We start from the raw sequence: 14,128 nt of genomic DNA, 5'->3' as shown, positions 1-14,128 counted from the left end.
ATCGAAAGGAGACCCGCACGTGGGTCGAGTAGACGGCAAAGTTGCACTCATCAGTGGCGCCGCCGGCGGCATGGGCGCCGAAGACGCGCGCCTGCTCGTCGAGGAGGGCGCCAAGGTCGTGATCGGCGACATCCTGGACGACCAGGGCAAGGCGCTGGCCGAGGAGATCGGCGACTCCGCGCGCTATGTACACCTCGACGTCACCCAGCTCGACCAGTGGGAAGCCGCGGTCGCGACCGCGATCGGCGAATTCGGGAAGCTCAACGTGCTGGTCAACAACGCCGGCACCGTCGCGCTCGGCCCGCTGCGGAGCTTCGACCTGGCGAAGTGGCAGAAGGTGATCGACGTCAACCTGACCGGGACGTTCCTGGGCATGCGGGTCGCCGTCGACCCGATGATCGAGGCCGGCGGCGGCTCGATCATCAACGTTTCGTCGATCGAAGGCCTGCGCGGAGCGCCTATGGTGCACCCGTATGTCGCGTCCAAGTGGGGCGTGCGCGGCCTGGCCAAGTCGGCCGCCCTGGAGCTGGCGCCGCACAACATCCGGGTCAACTCCGTGCACCCAGGCTTCATTCGCACCCCGATGACCAAGCACCTGCCCGAGGACATGGTCACCATCCCGCTGGGCCGGCCCGGCGAAGTGCGCGAGGTCGCGACGTTTGTGCTGTTCCTGGCCAGCGACGAGTCGTCTTATTCCACCGGCAGCGAGTTCATCATGGACGGCGGGCTGATCACCGACGTGAACCACAAGGACTTCTAGGGGCGGTCTTGCCGCCGGGGCGAGTCTGCTTTTGCCCGCCTCCGAGCGACAATGTCGCGGGAGCGCCGCGGAATTCGTTGGGCGCGATCGGGTTGTCGCTCAGAGGTGGGCACTTTGTGTGCTGCCCGGGTGCTGGACGCGCACAGCGACAACCACTAGTCGTCGACGAACACCACCTTCTGATCGACCGGGTCACGGCCGAGGCGGATGTGGTTGGCGGGAAAGTCCGGGTCCGGGTAGCCGACGGACAGGCCACACAGGATGGTCAACTCGGCCGGGATGTCGAGCTGCGCGCGGAGCACTTCGGGATAGCCCGCGATCGCCACCTGAACGCAGGTTCCCAGCCCGCGTGCGGTGAGCGCCAGTATCAGGTTCTGCAGGAACATCCCGACGCCGAGGGCGTCGGTCAGGCCCAGCTCGTGATGCATGCACACGACGCCGGCCACCGGCGCGCGAAAGAACTCCCAGTTGCGCAACACCGCGGTGCGCCGGCCTGCCTGGTCGTCGCGCGCGATGCCCATCGACCCATAGACCACTTTCCCGGTGTCGCTTCGATAGTGGGCGAACGCATCCGGCAGCGGCGGTACTTTCGGCGGTCCCGCTTCGGCGGCCTCGAGCAGCGCGGCCACCAGGCGGCCCCTGGCCGCGCCCGACGCGAAGTAAAGGTGCCACGGTTGCACGTTCGAGTTCGACGGTGCGCGAATCGCCAGGTCGAGCGCGTCGTGGAGCAATTCCCGGGGCACCGGCCGATCCGGCAGGAACATCCTGATCGAACGGCGTTGCCTGATCATGTCTTCGAGGTCGTACATCCGTGCTCCCAGCGTCGGGTGATTCCCGCAGTCTTCCAAGCCGGTGTGATCGTCGGGTGTGGGCGGGTGCTATAACCGCGAACATGCTGCGCAGTTTGCACGACGCGGTCGGCTCCAAGCACGTCGTGACCGACCCCGACGTGCTGTCCGGGCGCAGCGTCGACCACACCGGCCGCTACCGGGGCCGCGCCAGTGCGCTGGTCCGTCCGGGGTCGGCCGAGGAGGTCGCCGAGGTGTTGCGGCTGTGCCGTGATGCCGGGGCTCATGTCACCGTCCAGGGCGGTCGCACCTCGCTGGTGGCCGGTACGGTTCCCGAACACGACGACGTGCTGCTGTCCACTGAAAGGCTCTGTGCGCTAGGCGATGTCGACACCGTAGAGCGTCGTATCGCGGTCGGTGCCGGGGCCACGCTGGCCGCGGTGCAACACGCCGCGACGACGGCGGGACTGCTGTTCGGCGTGGACCTCGCCGCGCGCGACACCGCGACGGTCGGCGGCATGGCCTCGACCAATGCGGGCGGGCTGCGCACGGTCCGCTACGGCAACATGGGCGAGCAAGTCGTCGGCCTGGACGTGGCGCTGCCCGACGGGTCCCTGCTGCGCCGGCACAGCCTGGTGCGCAGCGACAACACCGGATACGACCTCCCGGCACTGTTCGTCGGCGCCGAGGGCACGCTCGGTGTCATCACGGCGCTGGATCTGCGGCTGCACCCCACCCCGTCGCATCGGGTGACCGCGGTGTGCGGCTTCGACGATCTCGAGGCGCTGATCGACACCGGCCGGACGTTCCGGGATGTGGACGGCATCGCCGCACTCGAGTTGATCGACGGCCGCGCCGGCGCGCTGACCGCCGAGCACCTCGGGATCGGTGCACCGGTCGAGGCGGACTGGCTGCTGTTAGTGGAGCTGGCCGCCGATCACGATCAGACCGAGCGGCTGGCCGACCTGCTCGCCGACGCACCGATGTGCGCCGAGCCCGCGGTGGGTGTGGATATTGCCGCACAGCAACGACTCTGGCGTGTCCGCGAAGCACTGGCCGAGGTGCTCGGCGTGTACGGGCCGCCGCTGAAGTTCGACGTGTCGCTGCCGCTGGCGGCGATCGCCGGGTTCGCCGCGGAGGCGGTCGCGCTGATTCACGAGCGGGTCAGTGACGCCGTGCCCCTGTTGTTCGGCCATGTCGGCGAGGGCAACCTGCACCTCAACGTGCTGCGCGTGCCGCTGGAGGCGGAGAAGGCGTTGTACGGGCCGATGATGGACTTGATCGCGCGGTGCGGCGGCAACGTCAGCTCCGAGCACGGCGTCGGCAGCCGCAAGCGCGATTATCTCGAAATGTCAAGGGATGCAGCCGATATCGCTGCGATGCGGTCGGTCAAGGCCGCGCTGGACCCGACTGGATACCTCAACGCGGCGGTGCTATTTGACTAATCGGCTGCGGGTTTGATCCCGACGGCGTGGCGCAGCTGGGCCAGGAACTGCTCGGCGTCGTCGCTGCGAACGATGTAGTGCGAGATCGCAATCCGGATCACGGTCGCCGCCTTCACCGCGGCATTGGGGCCAGGCAGATGTCGTTGCAGACCGTCGCGCATCTGCGGGATGACGTGGGCGAACTCGGCGATGGTGTGCTCGGGTTCGACATCGACCATGCGCACACCCGAGTACGAATGCTGGTACTCGACAATGAATCGCAGCACGGCATCCAGCTTTTCGTAGCCTTTGAGCCCCGCGGTGGCTCGCACCAGGCCGCTTTCGAAAAGCTGGCGCTCGTACTGCGAGAACGCCGACAACAGCTCCTCTTTGGACGCGAACCAGCGGTAGAGCGTGGGCCGCGAGACTCCGGCCTGGGTGGCGACCTCCGACAGGCTGAGTTTGGTTTTGCCGTTGCGCCCAAGCACCTCGGCGGTCGCCAACAGGATCCGCTGACGCGTCGAGGTGTCAGCCTCGGTCATGGTCGGTGCGGCGGCCGGCTGGGTCATATCTGAAACTTTACGAAGTATTGCCGAACTAGCCACATCTATTCCGTCCGCCGTCAGGTTTTGTCCGGGCGCCGGCGCACCAGCACGGACTGCTGGATGGCGCCGACCGCGCCCTGCTCGTCGAACAACGTGCCGATCGTGGTCCCGATACCGTCCGGCCCGTAGCTGGTCTCGGCCCGAATACCGACCCAGTCCCCGTCCGGAACACGAAACACGTGCACCGCCAGATCGGTGTTCAAGAAGGTCCACTTGGTGATGTCGAGCTTGCTGCCGATGCCGTTGGCGCAGTCGGCGACCGCGAACAGCCGCTCCAGCTGCGTCATCGCCTCGCCCTGCACCAGGTCGACGTCCGGCTTGATCCACGATTCGCCGGGGCCGGGCGTCAGCGGCTCGGTCAGCCAGAGCCACTCCAGGCTGTGCACGTAATTGCGGTCCCACTCCTTGGCCTTGAGGTTGCGGTTGCGGGCTTCGGCGCGCGGTCGGGGCAGCTCGGCCGCTGCGTGGGCGACGGCCTGGGTGTCCTGCTGCTGCAGCCGCCAACCGCTGGCGCGCGCCACGGGGCGGGGCTGGCCGTCGGGGCCCGGGGCCAGCATCTCGGCGGTGACCAGCTCGATCTGCCTGCCGCCGCGCTGCACCTGTGAGTGAACCCAGATGTCGCCGTCGGCCGGCACCCCGCCCAGCAGGTCGATCACGACCCGGGACAGGCGGTTGTCGTCGCGCCGCTCGCAGCGTTCCAGCGCCCGGACCAGCAGCGCGGATACCGGGCCGCCGTGCTGGATCGCTGCCGACCAGGTGCCGCGCGCCAGGTCGGTCGCGCGGAACTTCTCGCCCAACGCACCGGCGTCGTCGATCAGCTCGTAGTAGCAGTCGGTCACGTGTCTCCCCCTCGGGTGTCTCAGGGCAGCCCGGCGCCGGGCGTGGCAACCTGCACGGCGTCGAGCCGGGAGAGCCGAGTGCCCACCAGGCGCTGAGGATAGGCGTCGGTACTCGACAGCAGAAACAGGATGCGGCGTTCGGGGCCGCCGAGGGTGCAGGCGATGGCGACTCGTTCGCCCATGTCGATGCGGTCGGTCACGGCGCCGCCCTCGACGATCCGCTCGAATTGGTGAGCCAGCGTCATCGACGTCCACACGCCGCCCTCGGCGTCCAGGGTGATGCCGTCGGGCGGTCCGTCCAGGCCTTCGGCGAAGACCCGACGGCCGCCCAGCGCGCCGTCGTCGTCGATGGTGAACGCGGTGAGCCGGCGGCCGATCGATTCGGCGACGATCAACGTCTTCCGATCCGGCGTGATGACCATGCCGTTGGGAAAGTCCAGGTCCTCGGCGACGACGGTGGTGCTGTCGTCGGGATCGAGGCGCACGATGACGCCGCCCCCGAGAGCTTGGGGGGCCTGGGATCCGATGTAGGCGCGCCCGGTGTCGTCGATGACCATGTCGCCGAGGTTGGCCGGTACCAGGTCGGTGAGGTCGGCGATCTCCACGACGGTCTCGCCGTCGTAGCGCAGCACCCGCCGGTCTTCGGCCGAGGCGATCAGCAGCGACCCGTCGGGACGGAAACCCAGGCCCGACGGCGAGTGCCCGGGCAGCGGCAACGTGGTCAGCGCCCCGCTCAGGGTCGAGGTGTGGACCGCTTCGCCCAGCATGTCGGAGAACCACAACAGACCCTCGAACCACCGGGGTCCTTCACCGAAGCAGAACCCGTTGGCCAGCGGCTCGGGGATCATGGGCTCACGCCTTTACAAAACACCGCAAAAGTGTCATGCAATGGCGCCGCCGGTGTCAATCTGCTGCCAGGGCGAGCTCGCGCGCGACGGCCTCGTGGTAGGCGTCGATCCGGGCCGGATTGGCCTGCTCGAACAGCCGATCGGGCAGCGGGGCGTGCTTAGGCGCCTCAATAGTCATGGTGCGGGAAAACAGCGTGATGCCCTGGCCGGGCGTGGAGAACCGGTAGGACACCGTGATGCGGCCCTCCAGCCCACCCTTGCCGCCGCGGTCGTGGCCCAGGCGCCCGATCGAGGTGAACACGAACTGGAGGGGTCGCACCGCGACGGCCAGCTGCCAACTGAAAATCCGATCACCGTCGGGGCCCGCCTCCTCCCAGGTGTCGCCGACCTTGAGCGGCAGCGGCGGCAGCTTGCCGATGTGCGCGCTGCCGGGATAGGTCTTCGTCCAGTTCTGCGGATTGGTGACAAAGTCGTACACGGTCTCTGCGGACTGGGTGAACGCGGTCTCTGACGTGGTCGTCACGATGCCCAATTGCGTTGCCTCTCTGCGCTTTCCATTGGCCCCTACGGGCGCTGCCCGGAGGGTTCGACGGAGTCTTGTTAGCCAAGCTTTACAAATCCTACTCAAAGTGTCACGCTGAGCCGGAAGCTGCCAACGTGAAAGGTGAGCGGATTGACCACGGAATCTGAGCAGACTGAGTGGACGGTTCAGGGCCTGCTGGATCTGTTTGACGTGCGGGCCGACGGGGACGATCGGTTCACCGGAGACACCGGCATCGCCGTGGGCGACGAACGTCAGGTGGTGGAAGGCACTCAGGTGCTCGCCCAGGCGATTGTCGCCGTGGCCAAACGATTCCCGGACAAGTCGGTGCGCTCGGCGCACGCGGTGTTCTCCCGTGCGGTGGTCGTCGGCCCGCCGATCGAGCTCGTCCTCGACGTCGTGTCCGAGGGCCGGTCCACCGCGACCGCGGTCGTCGCCGTGCACCAGAACGGGCGGCGCTGCCTGAGCATCACGGTGCTGACCGACGTCCCCACCGACGACGTCATCCGCCACCACCTGCCCAAGCCCGACGTGGCCGCCCCCGCCGACGCCCATCACTCGCCCATGCCGATGGTCGGGCGCGAGCTGCGCCTGGTCGACGTCGTCGACGTCAACAGCCCCGACGAGGTCGGCCCGCCGGAGCTCTACGCGTGGCTGCACTACGACCCGATTCCGACGCGAGACGATCTGGCCAAGGCGCTGTTGGCGTACTTCACCGGCCACCTCGGGATTTCCACCACGATGCGCGCGCATGAGGGCATCGGCACCGCGCAGGCGCACCTGACCGTGTCCACCGCTCCGATGAGCATCTCGGTGGCCTTCCACGAGCCGGTCGACTGGACCGGGTGGCTGCTCTACACGCATGAGAGCACCCAGGTCGGCGCGGGCATGTCCTATGTGCGCGGCGCCGTGCACTCGGAGGAGGGGGAGCTGCTGGCCTCCTTCGCTCAGGAGGCGCTCATCCGGCCGCTGCGCACCAGCGACACCGCGATCGACTCGCGCGCCCGCTTCTGACGACTGGGAGCCCAGATGCGCTTCACGATCACGCACCCGATGCACAGCCATCCCTACAACCCTGAGCTGGTGAGCGGGGCCGGCATCGGGAAGGTGGCCGCGGCCACCGAAGCGGCCGGCATTCACGGCTTTGGCTTCACCGATCACCCGGCACCATCGCAGCGATGGCTCGAGGCGGGCGGTCATGACGCGTTAGATCCTTTTGTCGCACTGGGTTTCGCGGCGGCCACCACCTCCACGCTGCGGCTGATCCCCAACATCGTGGTGCTGCCGTATCGAAACCCGTTCGTGGTGGCCAAATCTGGAGCCACCCTGGACCTGTTGTCGGAGGGGCGTTTCACGCTGGCGGTCGGCGTGGGCTACCTCAAGCGCGAGTTCGCCGCGCTGGGTGTCAGCTACGACGAGCGTGCCGAGCTGTTCGACGAATCCCTGCAAGTGATCCGGGCCATCTGGACCGGCGACGACCTCACATTCGAGGGAAAGCATTTCAGCGCGCGCGGCATCACCGCGCACCCCCGGCCGGTCACCAGCCCACCGATCTGGATCGGGGGCAACACCACGTCGGCCCGGCAGCGGGTCGCGCAATACGGCGATGGCTGGTGCCCGTTTCCGGCCCCGCCCCAATTGGCCCAGACCGCCGGCACGGCGTCCATCACCTCCGTCGAGCGTCTCACGGAATGCATTGACGATCTCCGACGCAGATGCGATGCGGCCGACAGGGATTGGTCGGCGATCGACATCACTTTCACCAACTTCGAGGGTGGCAGCATCACCGACGACGACTTCAACGCCAACGCTTACCTCGAGGGTCTGCAAAAGCTGGAGAAGTTGGGGGTCACCTGGGTGAGTGTGCACCTGCCCGGCGACAGCATCGGGCACGCGCTCGAGACTCTCGATCGGTTCCGTTCCCTCGTGATCGACGCGGCGTAGTGGACTTCTCCCGCGTAGCGCTCTCGCCCGAGGATCAGGAATTCCTTGACCAGACCCGGGCGTTCGTCGCCGAACATGTCACCCAGGACGTCCTTAGGCGTGATCGCGAGACGGGCGAAAACTTCAGTGAGCCAGTGCATTTGGCACTGGGCGAAGAGGGCTATCTGACATCGGATTTCAAGCAGGAGTCCGAAGGGGGATTCAATCCGGTGCGCCGGCGAATCTTCCACCTCGAGATTGGTCGCGCCCATACACCGTGGTTTCACTGGGGCACCACGGCGGTTGTCGCGCGGTTGGTGAAGCAATTCGGGGCACCCGAACTCGTCGACGAGGTACTGCCGGGCGTGCTGTCCGGTGAAATCCGGTTGTGTCTGGGATACACGGAACCCGAGGGTGGCTCCGACGTCGCGACCTGCAAGACCCGAGCCGTGCGCGACGGTGACGCGTGGATCATCAATGGGTCCAAGATGTTCACCTCGAACGCGCAGAACGCCAAGTACGTCTTTCTGCTCACCAACACCGACCCACAAGCGCCGAAACACAAGAGCCTGACCATGTTTCTGGTGCCGCTGGATTCCCCGGGCATCGAGATCCAGGGCATCCGCACGCTGGACGGCGACCGCACCAACATCGTGTATTACAGCGACGTACGCGTCGATGACCGCTACCGGATCGGTGAGGTCAACGCAGGCTGGACGGTGATGCGATTCGCTCTGGACGCCGAACACGGCATCACCGAGACCGAAGACCATGGCCTGCAGAACATTTCGATGATGTCGGAGCACGGCCACTTGATGGCCGAGGCGGCCGACGGGGTCGTGGCGATCCTGTCCACGCCCGATGCGGACGGGCGACGCCCGATCGATGACGAGTCGATCAAATACCGGCTCGGGCGCAGCCTCGCCCGCATCGAGGCGGCGCTGTCGACACCCGGAATGTACGGACGGGTGGCGCTCATTCAGACGATGCGGGACATCTCGCCGGAATTGATGGACATGCTCGGCGCAGCATCGGCATTGCCCACCGACACAACGGGTTCCGCGGACGACGGCGCCGTGGAGTTCATCTTCCGGCACGGCGTGCCGGCGGGGATCTACGGCGGCACCATGGAGGTCTTCCGTAACATGATCGCCCAGCACGAGCTGAAGCTCGGGCGCCCTAGCTACGGCGGCTGAGCGGCAGCTCAGCCAGCACGTCGGCGCGTGCGTCGTCGAAACTCAGAAAACCCTTGATGGGCAGGCTTTCGGGCGGCGGATCCGGATAACTCCAGGCGATGTCCTCGATGTCACCCGCGGACCAGTACGTGGCGAAACCCTTGTAGTTGCAGTAGCTCGTCGTTTCCGAGCGCCGCAGCAGATCGGTGCGCACCTGCGCGGGATCGACGTAAAGCCTTGGCTCGAGCGCGGTTTCGAACAAGATCACGGTGTCTTGGGTATCCACCAGCGTGGTGCCCGCCACCGTGACGCGCAGGTGTCGCGTGGTGGGGCGGCAATCGACGCGGTGATAGGGATTCGGTGGGTAGTGCACGAGTTTGCGCCCTTCCTCCAGCCAGGTGTCGACGGCGTTCCACGGCACGTGGACGTAGCCCGGCGCTTCCGGCTCGGGCTCGGCGGGCAGCTCGCCGACCTCGTCGGCGCGGAACAGATAGCTCAGCGGATGGCCCTGCCGGTGCACCATCAGCACCTGCTCCGTGTCGATCACCGGGCGCCCGTCCTTGAACGCCTGGACGCGGCGCGGGTGCGGCTCGATGTAGACGACGCCGCCGGGCAGCGGGGGAGAGAACCGACCGGCCGGGTCGCTGCTGAGCGGGCCACGTCCGGCCACCAGAGTCATGGTGCTCAGGTTAGCGCCGGCGCCCGGCGCCGATGCCGCGGATCTGAATGTCCGCCGAACGCTTCTTGGGGCCTTCGGTTTCGGCGGTCACCCGGACCGCAAGGGTTTGGCCGGTATCGGAGTCGATGAACGACAGGGGCGCCGGGCCGTCCTGTAGGTAGGTGTCGCCCCACTGCACCAGCGACATGAACACCGGCAGCAGGTCCTCCCCGGCCTCGGTCAGCCGGTATTCGTCCCGGGCTCGGCTGCCCGGCTCCTGATACGGGACGCGGGTGACGATCTGGGCCGCCTCCAGCTGCTTGAGGGCCCGCGACGCGGCCGGCGCCGACGTGCCGACTCGCTCGACGAAATCCTCGAAACGCGTCGTGCCGAAGAACAATTCGCGCAGCACCTGGAACGCGGTTTTGGTGCTCAGCAGCTCGAGCACCTTGGACATCGAGCAGGATTCGCCGACGGACCAAAGCTGGCGGTCGGCCAGCCGCTTTTCGAACTCCATCCAAAACTCCTATGGATAACGCTTGCGTTAGTCAGCATACAGTGCTTTGATCTTACTAACGACATCGTTAGTCAGCAAGCCCGGCGATCGATGCCAGTCCCGACAAACCTCGAGGAGACGAGATGTCGAACGAGAAGCTGTTTCTGATCACCGCACCCACCGGCAACACCGGGGCGCCCACCGTCGAGATCCTGCGCGAAGCCGGTCACCGGGTACGCGCCTTTGTGCACCGTATCGACCACCGCTCCGACGCGCTGGCCGCGCTCGGCGCCGAGGTCGTCGAGGGTGATCTGCTGGACTTCCGTTCGGTCAGCGCGGCCATGACCGGCGTCGACGCCGCCTACTTCTGCTATCCGATCGCCCCGGGCACCCTGTTGCCCGCCACCGCGATCTTCGCTCAGGCCGCCAGCGAGGCGGGCGTCGACGCGGTGGTCAACATGTCGCAGATATCGGCCCGCCGGGAGGCCAAAAGCAATGCGGCTCAGCAGCATTGGATCGCCGAGCGGCTGCTGGATCGCGCCGCGTTCAAGACCACGCACCTGCGTCCGACCTTTTTCGCCGAGTGGTTGAAGTGGCAATGGCAACGCGACGACAACGAGGGGGTGCTACGGCTGCCCTTCGGTGACGGCCGCCACGCGCCCATCTCTGGCGCCGACCAAGCCGCGGTGATCGCCGCCGTGCTGCAGAACCCGGCGCCGCACGACCGCCAGGTCTACCCGCTGGTCGGCGACCACGAGTTCGACCATTACGGGATCGCCGACGAAATCGCGGACACGCTCGGCTTCCCGGTCCGCTACGAGCCGGTCTCCATCCCCGCCTTCGCGGCCGGGCTGACCGCCGCGGGCTTCCCGGATTTCTTCGTGCAACACATCAGCAACGTCGCCCAGGACTACCAAGACGGCGTCTTCTCCGGCGAGAACAACCTGGTCGAGGTGATCGGCGGCCGCCAGCCGATGACGGTGGCAGACTACGTCAACGCCAACCGGGCCGAGTTCGACCACGACGGCCGTTTCGTGCGACGGGATCAGCTCAAGGCGAGCTGACAACCCCGCGGTATCGGCCGGCTCAGTCGACGATGACTCCGCCCGTCAGGTTGACGACCGTCCCCGTCAGCGCGGCGGCCTGATCGGAGGCCACGAATGCGGCCACGTCGGCGAGTTCAGCGAGCGTGGTCGCCCGCTTCGTGTGAGACGCGTTCAGAACTGCCGACGCGAATTGCTTCCTGGAGACGCCGCGGGCGTCGGCATGAAGGCCGAAGACGACATCGATGGTTGCTGTTTCTTCGATACCGGTGGTGCGCAGGCACACGGTGCGGACTCCGTGCGGCCCCCATTCGGCTGAGAACAACCGATTGAGGCCTTCGAGTGCTGCCCAAGCCGGAGTCATACCACCGGTCAGTGGCACACCGAGGCGTGCCGGCTCGGGCGTGTGCATCAGGATGACCCCGGACCGCTGGTTGATCATGTGACGCGCGGCCGTTCGGGCGGTGAGGAAATGTGCCCGCGGATAGGTGGCGATCGGCAGCGCGAAGTCTTCCGCCGACAGCTCGGTGAGGGCAATTCCCTGCATCCCTTGCTGCGGAATCCCGATGGCGTTGAACGAGATATCGATTCCGCCCGCCTTGGCCACCACGCCATCGAGGTGGCTCTGCACTGCCGTTTGGTCCATCGCGTCGACCACCGCAGTCTCGGCGGCTCCGCCGGCACCGGTAATCTCCTTAGCCAATGCGTCGAGGGCGCCTTGATCTCGTCCGGTCAGATATACGCGGGCTCCGTCGCGAGCGAACGCGCGGGCAACCGCAGCGCCCACCGCTCCCGAAGCGCCGTACAGAACTGCGTTCTTGTTTTCCAGCGACATGTTCCTTCTCCATTCACAGATACAGGACGAATATGGTTTCGGGACTTAAGAATTGGCGGGCTCTGCTGCTGCCAGTAGCGCCGCGTACTGCTGCTCGAGCAGCTTCGCGGGGCCGCCCCGCCAGCTTTCCGCCAAGGACCGTGACATCGGGTCGGGGAAGATTTCGTCTTCGTCGTTTTCCACCCCGTCGAAGATGCCTTGCGCCACGGATTGTGGAGAGGCCTTTGGTATATCGAGGCCTCGGGTCATGTCGGTAGCCACGGGACCGGTCAGCACCGCGTGGACCCGCACGCCCTGTCCGGCCAAGATGACGCGCAACGATTGGGTCAGGGAGAACGCGGCGGCCTTGGAGATGGAGTACGCGGGAATCAGCGGCAAAGGTGCCAAGGCATTCACCGACAGGTTGTTGACGACCGAGCCCCCGGATCGAGCCAATAGCGGCAGGAACGCCTGAATCACCCCGTAGGTGCCGAGAAGATTCACCGAAAGATGCTGCTGCAGAGCGGAGGGATCGCTCAGATCGTCGTAGACGGCCAGGCCGGCGTTGTTGATCAAGACATCGAGAGAGTCCACCTGTTGCACAGCATCGCGAATCTGGGCGGCGTTGGTGACGTCCAGGGGGAGGGCCGTCACGCGGGAATCGCCGTTGTCGGCCAAGGGCTTTCGGGTGCCGACGTACACGCGCCTGGCGCCCCTGTTGAGGGCCTCCACGACCAATGCGCTCCCGATCCCTCGATTGCCTCCGGTTATCAGGACCGCTCTGCCTGAGATTGTGACCACGATGACGATCTCCTTTTGTTGGTGTCGTAGTGCAGGGCGCACACGGTGCCTGCTGGTATTCCGATACACCGGGCCGCGAAGAATCATCGGTGCGCAGTTCAGCTGCCCCGGTCGCAAGAGCCGACGGGCCTACGGAGTAGGAACTTAGCCATGGCAGGACCGGTGGAAGGCCTCAAAGTCGTCGAGCTCGGAGTGTGGGTTGCCGGTCCGGCCGCCAGCGGCATCCTGGCCGACTGGGGTGCCGACGTCATCAAAATCGAGCCGCCGGCCGGCGATCCGGGCCGCATGTTCGGCCGGATGCTGGGTTGCGACCTGGGGGTCAACCCGCCGTTCGAATTGGACAACCGCTCCAAGCGCAGCATCGTCTTGGACCTCACCACCGACGAGGGCCGGGAGACCGCCTTCGAATTACTGGCCGATGCGGACGTTTTCGTGACCAATGTCCGACCCGGTGCGCTGCAGCGCCTCGGCCTGGACTTCGAGTCGCTGTCGGCCCGCTACCCTCGGCTGGTCTACGGCCTGATCACCGGCTACGGCCAGACCGGCCCCGACGCCGACCGGGCCGCCTACGACGTCGCCGCGTTCTGGTCGCGCGCTGGGGTAGCCCACCTGCTCACCCGGCCCGGCCAGACACCGCCGTTTCAGCGCGGCGGCATGGGGGACCACTCGGCCGGCATGACGCTGGCCGCGGCGATCTGCGCGGCGCTGCTGGCCCGCGAGCGCACCGGGACCGGTCAGCTGGTGAGCACCTCGCTGTACCGCCAGGGCGCCTACACCGTGAGCTTCGACCTCAACACCTATCTGTTGACCGGCCAGCCGATCGCGATAGGCGAGCGCGAAACGATGGGCAACCCGTGCATGAACAACTACGCCGCCGGTGACGGACGGCGGTTCTGGATCGTCGGTCTCGAAGGCGACCGGCACTGGCCGCCGCTGTGCCGGGTCGTCGGCCACCCGGAATGGGTCGACGACCCGCGCTTCAGCGACGCCGCCGCCCGCTTCGTCAACGGCCCGGAGCTGATCGCCGAGCTCGACCAGATCTTCGCAACCCGCTCGCTGGACGAATGGGCGCAGGCCTTCGCGGCTGAACCGGACTTCTTCTGGTCGCCGATCAACTCCATCGAAGACGTCGTGGCCGATGAGCAGTTCCACACCGCGGGCGGCATCGTCGACGTCCCCGATGGAGAGGCCAGCGTCGCGATGGTGGCAACCCCGGCGGACTTCCACGGAACGCCGTGGGCGCCGCGCTCCGCGGCCCCGGGACTCGGGCAGCACACCGACGAGATTCTGGCCGAGCTGAAGGCCCGCCGCCGCTCCTGACCGCTCGGCAGGAGCTTTACAAATTTCGGCAGAAGTGTCACGCTGTGCCATGAGCCGCGTCACCCGCTGCGTGAGGCGGTGTCAGCCTTGGGA

Annotated in this window: 16 protein-coding genes; 7 read left to right on the top strand and 9 right to left on the bottom strand. The window is 66.8% G+C overall.

Annotated features, from left to right (window positions below; all coding sequences use genetic code 11):
• The first annotated feature begins 19 nt into the window (after nt 1-19).
• Nucleotides 20-760, top strand: coding sequence for a glucose 1-dehydrogenase (locus LMQ14_RS26495; RefSeq protein WP_267732558.1), 741 nt, complete (start codon nt 20-22; stop codon nt 758-760).
• Between the two features lie 155 nt (nt 761-915).
• Here the strand turns inward: LMQ14_RS26495 and LMQ14_RS26490 are convergent, their stop codons facing one another.
• Nucleotides 916-1,569, bottom strand: coding sequence for a nitroreductase (locus LMQ14_RS26490; RefSeq protein WP_267732557.1), 654 nt, complete (start codon nt 1,567-1,569; stop codon nt 916-918).
• Between the two features lie 83 nt (nt 1,570-1,652).
• On the opposite strand from LMQ14_RS26490, the gene LMQ14_RS26485 reads away from it, so the two are divergent.
• Nucleotides 1,653-2,993, top strand: coding sequence for an FAD-binding oxidoreductase (locus LMQ14_RS26485; RefSeq protein WP_267732556.1), 1,341 nt, complete (start codon nt 1,653-1,655; stop codon nt 2,991-2,993).
• Here LMQ14_RS26485 and LMQ14_RS26480 read toward each other — a convergent pair.
• The 4 genes from LMQ14_RS26480 to LMQ14_RS26465 are packed head-to-tail and all read right to left on the bottom strand — an operon-like array spanning nt 2,990 to nt 5,796.
• The gene (locus LMQ14_RS26480) at nt 2,990-3,541 is read right to left on the bottom strand and encodes a TetR/AcrR family transcriptional regulator (protein WP_267732555.1); all 552 of its coding nucleotides are present in this window, start codon (nt 3,539-3,541) and stop codon (nt 2,990-2,992) included. The genes LMQ14_RS26485 and LMQ14_RS26480 overlap by 4 nt on opposite strands.
• 53 nt (nt 3,542-3,594) lie before the next feature.
• Nucleotides 3,595-4,416 (bottom strand): thioesterase family protein, encoded by an 822-nt coding sequence (locus LMQ14_RS26475; RefSeq protein ID WP_267732554.1) that lies wholly within the window; start codon nt 4,414-4,416, stop codon nt 3,595-3,597.
• Between the two features lie 20 nt (nt 4,417-4,436).
• Nucleotides 4,437-5,264 carry an SMP-30/gluconolactonase/LRE family protein gene (locus tag LMQ14_RS26470; RefSeq protein ID WP_267732553.1) on the bottom strand — a complete coding sequence of 276 codons (828 nt, stop codon included), beginning with the start codon at nt 5,262-5,264 and terminating at the stop codon, nt 4,437-4,439.
• Nucleotides 5,265-5,319: 55 nt separating this feature from the next.
• Nucleotides 5,320-5,796: an SRPBCC family protein gene (locus LMQ14_RS26465; protein ID WP_267732552.1), complete on the bottom strand. Its 477-nt coding sequence runs from the start codon at nt 5,794-5,796 to the stop codon at nt 5,320-5,322.
• A gap of 132 nt (nt 5,797-5,928) precedes the next feature.
• Here LMQ14_RS26465 and LMQ14_RS26460 point away from each other — a divergent pair, with 132 nt between their 5' ends.
• Genes LMQ14_RS26460 through LMQ14_RS26450 form a run of 3 tightly spaced genes read left to right on the top strand, consistent with a single transcriptional unit; the run spans nt 5,929 to nt 8,924 of the window.
• Entirely contained in the window at nt 5,929-6,819 is an 891-nt protein-coding gene (locus LMQ14_RS26460) for an acyl-CoA thioesterase (RefSeq protein ID WP_267732551.1), read from the top strand.
• A 15-nt stretch (nt 6,820-6,834) separates the two neighbouring features.
• Nucleotides 6,835-7,749: an LLM class F420-dependent oxidoreductase gene (locus LMQ14_RS26455; protein ID WP_267732550.1), complete on the top strand. Its 915-nt coding sequence runs from the start codon at nt 6,835-6,837 to the stop codon at nt 7,747-7,749.
• Nucleotides 7,749-8,924 (top strand): acyl-CoA dehydrogenase family protein, encoded by a 1,176-nt coding sequence (locus LMQ14_RS26450; protein ID WP_267732549.1) that lies wholly within the window; start codon nt 7,749-7,751, stop codon nt 8,922-8,924. The genes LMQ14_RS26455 and LMQ14_RS26450 overlap by 1 nt, the downstream gene beginning before the upstream one ends.
• Here LMQ14_RS26450 and LMQ14_RS26445 read toward each other — a convergent pair.
• Both LMQ14_RS26445 and LMQ14_RS26440 read right to left on the bottom strand, forming a co-directional pair.
• Nucleotides 8,908-9,582, bottom strand: a complete 675-nt coding sequence (locus LMQ14_RS26445) for a DUF427 domain-containing protein (protein WP_267732548.1) — start codon at nt 9,580-9,582, stop codon at nt 8,908-8,910. The two genes, LMQ14_RS26450 and LMQ14_RS26445, sit on opposite strands and share 17 nt — an antisense overlap.
• Nucleotides 9,583-9,592: 10 nt before the next feature.
• Nucleotides 9,593-10,078 (bottom strand): winged helix-turn-helix transcriptional regulator, encoded by a 486-nt coding sequence (locus LMQ14_RS26440; protein WP_267732547.1) that lies wholly within the window; start codon nt 10,076-10,078, stop codon nt 9,593-9,595.
• A 122-nt stretch (nt 10,079-10,200) separates the two neighbouring features.
• Here LMQ14_RS26440 and LMQ14_RS26435 point away from each other — a divergent pair, with 122 nt between their 5' ends.
• A complete protein-coding gene (locus LMQ14_RS26435) occupies nt 10,201-11,121 on the top strand; it encodes an NAD(P)H-binding protein (RefSeq protein WP_267732546.1) in 921 nt (306 codons plus the stop codon).
• A gap of 22 nt (nt 11,122-11,143) precedes the next feature.
• Here the strand turns inward: LMQ14_RS26435 and LMQ14_RS26430 are convergent, their stop codons facing one another.
• Both LMQ14_RS26430 and LMQ14_RS26425 read right to left on the bottom strand, forming a co-directional pair.
• Nucleotides 11,144-11,935, bottom strand: coding sequence for an SDR family NAD(P)-dependent oxidoreductase (locus tag LMQ14_RS26430; protein WP_267732545.1), 792 nt, complete (start codon nt 11,933-11,935; stop codon nt 11,144-11,146).
• 45 nt (nt 11,936-11,980) lie between these two features.
• A complete protein-coding gene (locus LMQ14_RS26425; RefSeq protein WP_267732544.1) occupies nt 11,981-12,715 on the bottom strand; it encodes an SDR family NAD(P)-dependent oxidoreductase in 735 nt (244 codons plus the stop codon).
• A 150-nt stretch (nt 12,716-12,865) separates the two neighbouring features.
• On the opposite strand from LMQ14_RS26425, the gene LMQ14_RS26420 reads away from it, so the two are divergent.
• The gene (locus LMQ14_RS26420) at nt 12,866-14,035 is read left to right on the top strand and encodes a CaiB/BaiF CoA transferase family protein (protein WP_267732543.1); all 1,170 of its coding nucleotides are present in this window, start codon (nt 12,866-12,868) and stop codon (nt 14,033-14,035) included.
• The last annotated feature ends 93 nt before the right edge of the window (nt 14,036-14,128 follow it).

Origin of the sequence: Mycobacterium sp. Aquia_213, assembly GCF_026625985.1 — a bacterium.
Taxonomy (GTDB): domain Bacteria; phylum Actinomycetota; class Actinomycetes; order Mycobacteriales; family Mycobacteriaceae; genus Mycobacterium.
The sequence above is the reverse complement of the archived record's forward strand: the minus strand, read 5'-3'. Positions and strand labels throughout refer to the sequence as shown.